Annotated in this window: 3 protein-coding genes; all 3 read left to right on the top strand. The window is 70.7% G+C overall.

The window, feature by feature from the left end:
* Genes G3I56_RS38810 through G3I56_RS38820 form a run of 3 tightly spaced genes read left to right on the top strand, consistent with a single transcriptional unit; the run spans position 1 to position 6,106 of the window.
* On the top strand, positions 1 to 2,631 hold the full coding sequence (locus G3I56_RS38810; RefSeq protein ID WP_343240182.1) for a Pls/PosA family non-ribosomal peptide synthetase: 2,631 nt from the start codon (positions 1 to 3) through the stop codon (positions 2,629 to 2,631).
* Positions 2,628 to 4,982 (top strand): amino acid adenylation domain-containing protein, encoded by a 2,355-nt coding sequence (locus G3I56_RS38815; protein WP_164417595.1) that lies wholly within the window; start codon positions 2,628 to 2,630, stop codon positions 4,980 to 4,982. The genes G3I56_RS38810 and G3I56_RS38815 overlap by 4 nt, the downstream gene beginning before the upstream one ends.
* A gap of 35 nt (positions 4,983 to 5,017) precedes the next feature.
* Complete coding sequence (locus G3I56_RS38820) at positions 5,018 to 6,106, top strand: TauD/TfdA family dioxygenase (RefSeq protein ID WP_164417597.1); 1,089 nt, start codon at positions 5,018 to 5,020, stop codon at positions 6,104 to 6,106.
* Positions 6,107 to 6,176: the final 70 nt, after the last annotated feature.

A 6,176-nucleotide genomic window follows, 5' to 3' on the forward strand; every position in this document is an offset into this window, starting at 1 on the left:
GTGGGGGGAAAAGTGGGGGAAAAGCCGATCGAGTTGGCGCCCATGCCGCCGACCGATCCGACCAAGCGCACGGCCGAACACGCGGCCGAACACACAGCCAGGCCCACGGCCGGGCACACGACCGGCGCCGGGGGCGGCACCGAGCGGATCCTCGCCGAGGTGCTCGCGGGTGTCGTGAAGACCGACCAAGTCCCGCTCGACAGCCATTTCTTCGACGATCTCGGAGCCAATTCCCTCGTCATGGCGCACTTCTGCGCCCGGGTCAGGAAGCGGGACGATCTGCCGTCGGTGTCCATGAAGGACGTGTACGCCAATCCGACGATCCGGAGTCTGGCGGCGGCGCTCACCGACGCCCCCGCCGAGGCGCCCGTCGCCCCGCCGGCCGACGCCCCGGCGCCCGGCAGCACCACGCGGTATGTCCTGTGCGGGGCCGCGCAGTTGATCGTCTTCACCGCGTACTGCTTCCTCGCCGGGCTCGTCACCGTCCAGGGCTACCAGTGGATCAACGCCGGTTCGGGGGCCGTCGACGTCTATCTGCGGTCGGTCGTCTTCGGGGGCGCCGCCTTCGTGGGGATGTGCGTGCTGCCGGTGGTCGCCAAGTGGGTGCTGGTCGGCCGTTGGCAGCGGGCCGAGTTCCCCGTCTGGGGTCTCGCCTATCTGCGCTTCTGGACGGTCAGGTCACTGCTGAACGCCAACCCGATGCGCCTGTTCACCGGGAACCCGCTGTACGTGCTCTACCTGCGGGCGCTCGGCGCGCGGATCGGCAAGGGCGTCACCATCCTCTCGCCGTCCCTCCCGGTCTGCACCGACCTCCTCACGGTCGGCGCGGGCACGATCATCCGCAAGGACGCCTACTTCCTCTGCTACCGGGTCGTCGCCGGACGCGTCCGGACCGGCCCGGTCACCCTCGGCAGGGACGTCCACATCGGCGAGAAGACCGTCCTCGACATCGGTACGTCGATGGGCGACGGGTCCCAGCTCGGCCACGCCTCGGCGCTGTTCGAGGGCCAGGCGGTACCGGCCGGCCTGCGCTGGCACGGCTCGCCCGCCCAGCCCACGGACGTGGACTACGTACGAGTCCCCGGGGCCCCCTGCTCCACCGCCCGACGGGCCGCCTACGGCCTCGCCAGTCTTCTCCAACTCCTGTTGGTGTACGTCCCGTTGGCGGTAGGCGGCGGCTTTCTGCTGCTCGACCTGGTGCCCCGCCTCGAAGTGCTGGTCGATCCGGACGTGGCCGACATGACCTCCGTCCGCTTCTACGCCGAGGCCGTGGGCCTCTCCCTCGCACTGTTCGCCGCCGTGATCGCTGTCGGAGCCGTGACCGTGTCCCTGGTCCCCCGGCTGCTGAACCTGGTGATCCGGCCCGACCAGGTCTATCCGCTGTACGGCCCGCACTACGGGGCGCAGCGGGCCATCACACGCATGACCAACCTCAAGTTCTTCAAGTGGCTGTGCGGCGACAGCTCGTACATCGTCCACTACCTGCGGGCCATCGGCTACGACCTCTCGCACGTCGAGCAGACCGGCTCCAACTTCGGTACGGAGATGCAGCACGAGAACCCGTACCTGGTCTCCGTCGGCCGCGGCACGATGGTCGCCGACGGACTGTCGGTCCTCAACGCCGACTACTCCGCCACGTCGTTCCGCGTCTCGCGGGCGGTGATCGGACCGCACAGCTTCCTCGGCAACCACATCGCGTATCCCGTCGGAGGCCGAACCGGCGAGAACGTCCTGCTGGCCACCAAGGTGATGGTGCCGCTGGACGGCGAACTGCGGGAGAACGTCGGTCTGTTGGGCTCGCCTTCCTTCGAGATCCCGCGGTCGGTGGAGCGCGACACCGGCTTCGACCACCTGCGTGAGGGCGACGAGTTCCGCCGCCGTCTCGCCGCGAAGAACCGCTACAACCTGCGCTCGATGGGCCTGTTCCTGTTCGTCCGCTGGCTGCACTCCCTCCTCCTGACGGTGCTCGGCTTCGCCGCCTTCGCCGTGTACGGCACACACGGCATCGCCGCCGGCGCACTGGTCGGCGCGTCCCTGGTCCTCGGGCTGGTGCTCACCGCCGGGTACTACGTGCTGGTCGAGCGGCTCATCACCCGGTTCCGGCGCCTGGTACCGCGGTTGGTCTCCATCTACGACCCGCACTTCTGGTGGCAGGAACGGCTGTGGAAGGTGCCGGTCGACTTCCTCGTCGTGTTCAACGGGACGCCGTTCAAGAACCTGCTGTGGCGGCTGCTGGGCGTCCGCATCGGGCGCCGGGTCTTCGACGACGGCGCCATCATCACCGAGCGCACGCTCACCACGATCGGCGACGACTGCACGCTCGGCGCCCACAGCAAGATCCAGGCCCACTCGCAGGAGGACGGCACCTACAAGTCCGACCACATCGTCCTCGGCGCGGGCGTCACGCTCGGCACCGGCGCGCTCGTCCACTACGGCGTGGCGATGGGCGACGGTTCCCAACTCGCCCCGGACTCCTTCCTGATGAAGGGCGAGGACGTGCCGTGCCTGGCCCGCTGGGGCGGCAACCCGGCGGTGGCCCTGCGCAGCGACCAGGTCGCACCGGCCGGACAGACCAACCAGATCGCGCACACCGCACACACCGCACAGATTTCGACGGGGGCAGTCCGATGAACACGATCCCACGCTGGATACCCGGCCCGGTGCCGGGCAAGGACCCGCAGGACAGGCGGCACTCGGTGTACGCCGAGTACGAAGTCCCGCTCGACGCGAGCCTGTTCAGGTCGGCCTCGTTCGAGTCCGCGCTGCTCGCCGCGCACGCCAAGGTCCTCTCCGCGCTCTCCGGTGAGCGGGAGGTCACCACCGGGTACGTGGCGGTGAAGGGCGGACGGCCCGTGCCCCGCCGGATGCTGGTCGGCCCGGGCTCCTGGCGGGAGCTGCTGGCGCTGACGGACCTCGCCGACGAGGTGGGCGAGACGGACGAGCCGCCGTACGAGACCGTGCTCGACCCGCACGGCGGCGACCTCGCGGACGACGGCGCCCACAGCACCGTGCTGCACCTGAGCGTCGGTGAGCGCACCCTGCGGCTGCGCCACCGCACCGATGTCCTCGACACGGGCGCAGCTGCCCGGATCGCCGGCTACCACCTCACCGCGCTCTCCCTGATGGCCGCCGACCCGGACGCCGACCACGAGTCGCAGAGTCTGCTGTCGGGAGAGGAACTCACCTTCCAGCTCGACGGGTTGGCGGGGCCTGACCGTGAACTCCCGGACCGCCGGGTGCACGAGCTGTTCGAGGAGCGGGTACGGCGGCACCCGGACGCGGTAGCGGCCGTGCAGGGCGGGACGGAGTGGACCTACCGGGAGCTCAACTCCCGTGCGAACCAGCTCGGTCGGGCCCTGCTGGCCCGCGGGCTGGACAGTGAGGGTGTCGTCGCCGTGGTCACCGAGCGCAACCTCGACTGGATGGCCGCAGTACTGGGGGTGCTCAAGGCGGGCGGTGTCTATCTGCCGGTCGAGCCGCACTTCCCCGCCGGGCGCATCGCCGCGACCCTCACCCGCGCCGAGTGCGCGTTCGTCGTCACGGAACACGGCAGCACCACCACGCTGGACGGGACGGGGACGGACGTTCCGAGGCTGTACGTCGACGAGATCGGGGCGGAGGGGCACGCGGACGACGACCTCGGGGTGAGCGTCGGCGCCGGCCAACTGGCCTACATCTACTTCACGTCCGGGTCTACCGGTGAGCCCAAGGGCGCGATGTGCGAGCACGCGGGCTTCGTCAACCACGTCCTCGCCAAGCTGGAGGATCTGGGCGTCGGCGAGGGGCAGGTGGTCGCGCAGACCGCTCCCCAGTGCTTCGACATCTCGCTGTGGCAGCTGGTGTCCGCTCTGCTCGTCGGCGGCCGGACGCTGCTGGTCGGGCAGGACGTGATCCTGGACGTGCCCAGGTTCGTGGACACGATCGTGGACGGCGGGGTCAATGTGCTCCAGATCGTGCCGTCGTATCTCGAAGCCGTGCTGGCCGAGTTGGAGCAGCGGCCCCGCGAACTCCCCTACCTGCACTGTGTGTCGGTCACCGGGGAGGCCGTGAAGCGGGAGCTGGTGCAGCGCTGGTTCGCCGCCCAGCCCGGCATCAAGGTCGCCAACGCCTATGGCCTGACCGAGACTTCGGACGACACCAACCACGAGGTGATGGACCGGGTGCCGGACGGGCCCCGCGTTCCGCTCGGCCGGCCCGTGCGCAACGTACGTGTGTACGTCGTCGACGAGCACCTCGCGCCCGTGCCGCTCGGGGCGCCCGGCGAGATCGTGTTCTCCGGTGTGTGCGTCGGGCGCGGGTACGTCAACGACCCCGAGCGCACGGCGGCGGCCTTCACGCTGGACCCCTACCGGCCCGGTGAACGGCTCTACCGCAGCGGTGACCACGGGCGCTGGCTGCCCGACGGCAAACTGGAGTTCCTCGGGCGCCGGGACACCCAGGTCAAGCTGCGCGGCTTCCGGATCGAGATCGGCGAGATCGAGAACGCGCTGCTGCGGGTGCCCGGGGTCCGGGACGGCGCCGTGGTGGTCGTGCGGGGCGCGCGGCTGGCGGCGTTCTGCACCGGCGCCGAACTCGTCTCCGTGCAGGCGCGGTTGGCCGAGTCGCTGCCCGCGTACATGGTTCCGGCGGCCGTGCACTGGCGGGAGCGGCTGCCGCTCACCGCCAACGGCAAGACCGACCGCAGGACGCTCACCGCGCTCGCGGAGGAGCTCGCCTCGGCCGAAGACCGTTCCGGGGACGGCGCGCGGGGGCCTCAGACCGCCAATGAGCGGCGGCTGGCCGTCGCCTGGGCGGAGGTGCTCGGCGTTCCGTCGGACCGGGTCGGCCGCCTGGACCACTTCTTCGACCGCGGCGGCACCTCACTGTCGGCGGTCCGGCTCGCGATCGCCCTGAACCGGGCGATCGCCCTCAAGGACGTCATCCGCCACCCGGTCCTCGCGGACCTGGCCGAACTGCTCGACGCACCGGCCGCCACAGCCTGACGACAGCCGTGCGCCGCATCGAAAGGAACGACACCATGACACTCTCGTCCGCTTCATCGACGTCAACTCCGCTGTCCCAGGCCGCACTTCACGGCATCGAGCTGCTCCCCGGACGCCCGCCGATCCTGCGCACCCCGCCCGTCACCGACACGGCGGAGTGGGCCGGCGCCCACCGGGACGCGCTGCGGGCGGCCGTCGCCGAGCACGGCTCGCTGCTGGTGCGCGGCCTCGGCCTGCACGAGCCGGCCAGGACCGGAGCCGTCCTGCGGCGGCTGGCCGACGGTCTGATGAGCGACCAGGAGGCCTTCGCATCCCGGCGGCGGTACGCCGACGGCGTGTACTCCTCCTCCAAGTGGCCGCCGAACCAGCCGATGTGCATGCACCACGAACTCAGCTACGCGCTGGAGTTCCCCGGCCTGCTGCTGTTCGCCTGCCTGGAGGCACCTGCCGAGGGCGGTGCGACCGGGGTGGCCGACTCGGCCGCCGTGCTCGACGCACTGCCCGCCGAACTCGTCCGACGCTTCGAGCGGGAGGGGTGGTTGCTCACCCGGACGTTCAACGACGAGATCGGGGCGACCGTCGCCGAGGCCTTCGGCACCTCCGACCGGGCCTCCGTCGAGCGCTACTGCCGGGCCCACGCCATCGAGTTCGCCTGGGAGCTGGACGGCTCCCTGCGCACCCGTCAACGCCGCGGTGCCGTTCTGCGCCACCCGGTCACCGGCCACCGCTGCTGGTTCAACCAGATCGCGTTCCTCAACGAGTGGACGATGGACCCGGAGGTCCACGAGTACCTGGTCGACGTGTACGGCGCCGACGGTCTCCCCTTCAACACCCGCTACGGAAACGGCGATCCGATCGGCGAGGACGTCGTCCGGACCCTCAACGAGGTGTACGCGGCGCACACCGTGCGCGAGCCGTGGCGCGGCGGCGATCTGCTGCTCGTCGACAACATCCGTACGGCGCACAGCCGGGAGCCCTTCGAGGGGCCGCGCGAGGTCCTCGCCGCCCTCGCCGACCCGGTCCGCCGCACCGACTCCGCCGGCTCCCCGAACTCCTCGAACTCCTCCGAAGGGACTTCCCAATCGTGTTGTCAAGCCGCTCCCGTGACGGGAGGTGAAGCGTGAAAGCACTCTCCGTCACGGATCATCGCCCACAGGACGTTGAGGCGTCGGCGTGCGAGGGCCAGCAGGGCCT

This window comes from Streptomyces sp. SID12488 (genome assembly GCF_010548275.1).
Lineage (GTDB): Bacteria > Actinomycetota > Actinomycetes > Streptomycetales > Streptomycetaceae > Streptomyces.

What these genes read in the sequence shown, in the direction of transcription:
- G3I56_RS38815 (WP_164417595.1), top strand. Translation starts at nt 2,628, where the DNA reads ATGAACACGATCCCACGCTGGATACCCGGCCCGGTGCCGGGCAAGGAC.
- G3I56_RS38820 (WP_164417597.1), top strand. Translation starts at nt 5,018, where the DNA reads ATGACACTCTCGTCCGCTTCATCGACGTCAACTCCGCTGTCCCAGGCC.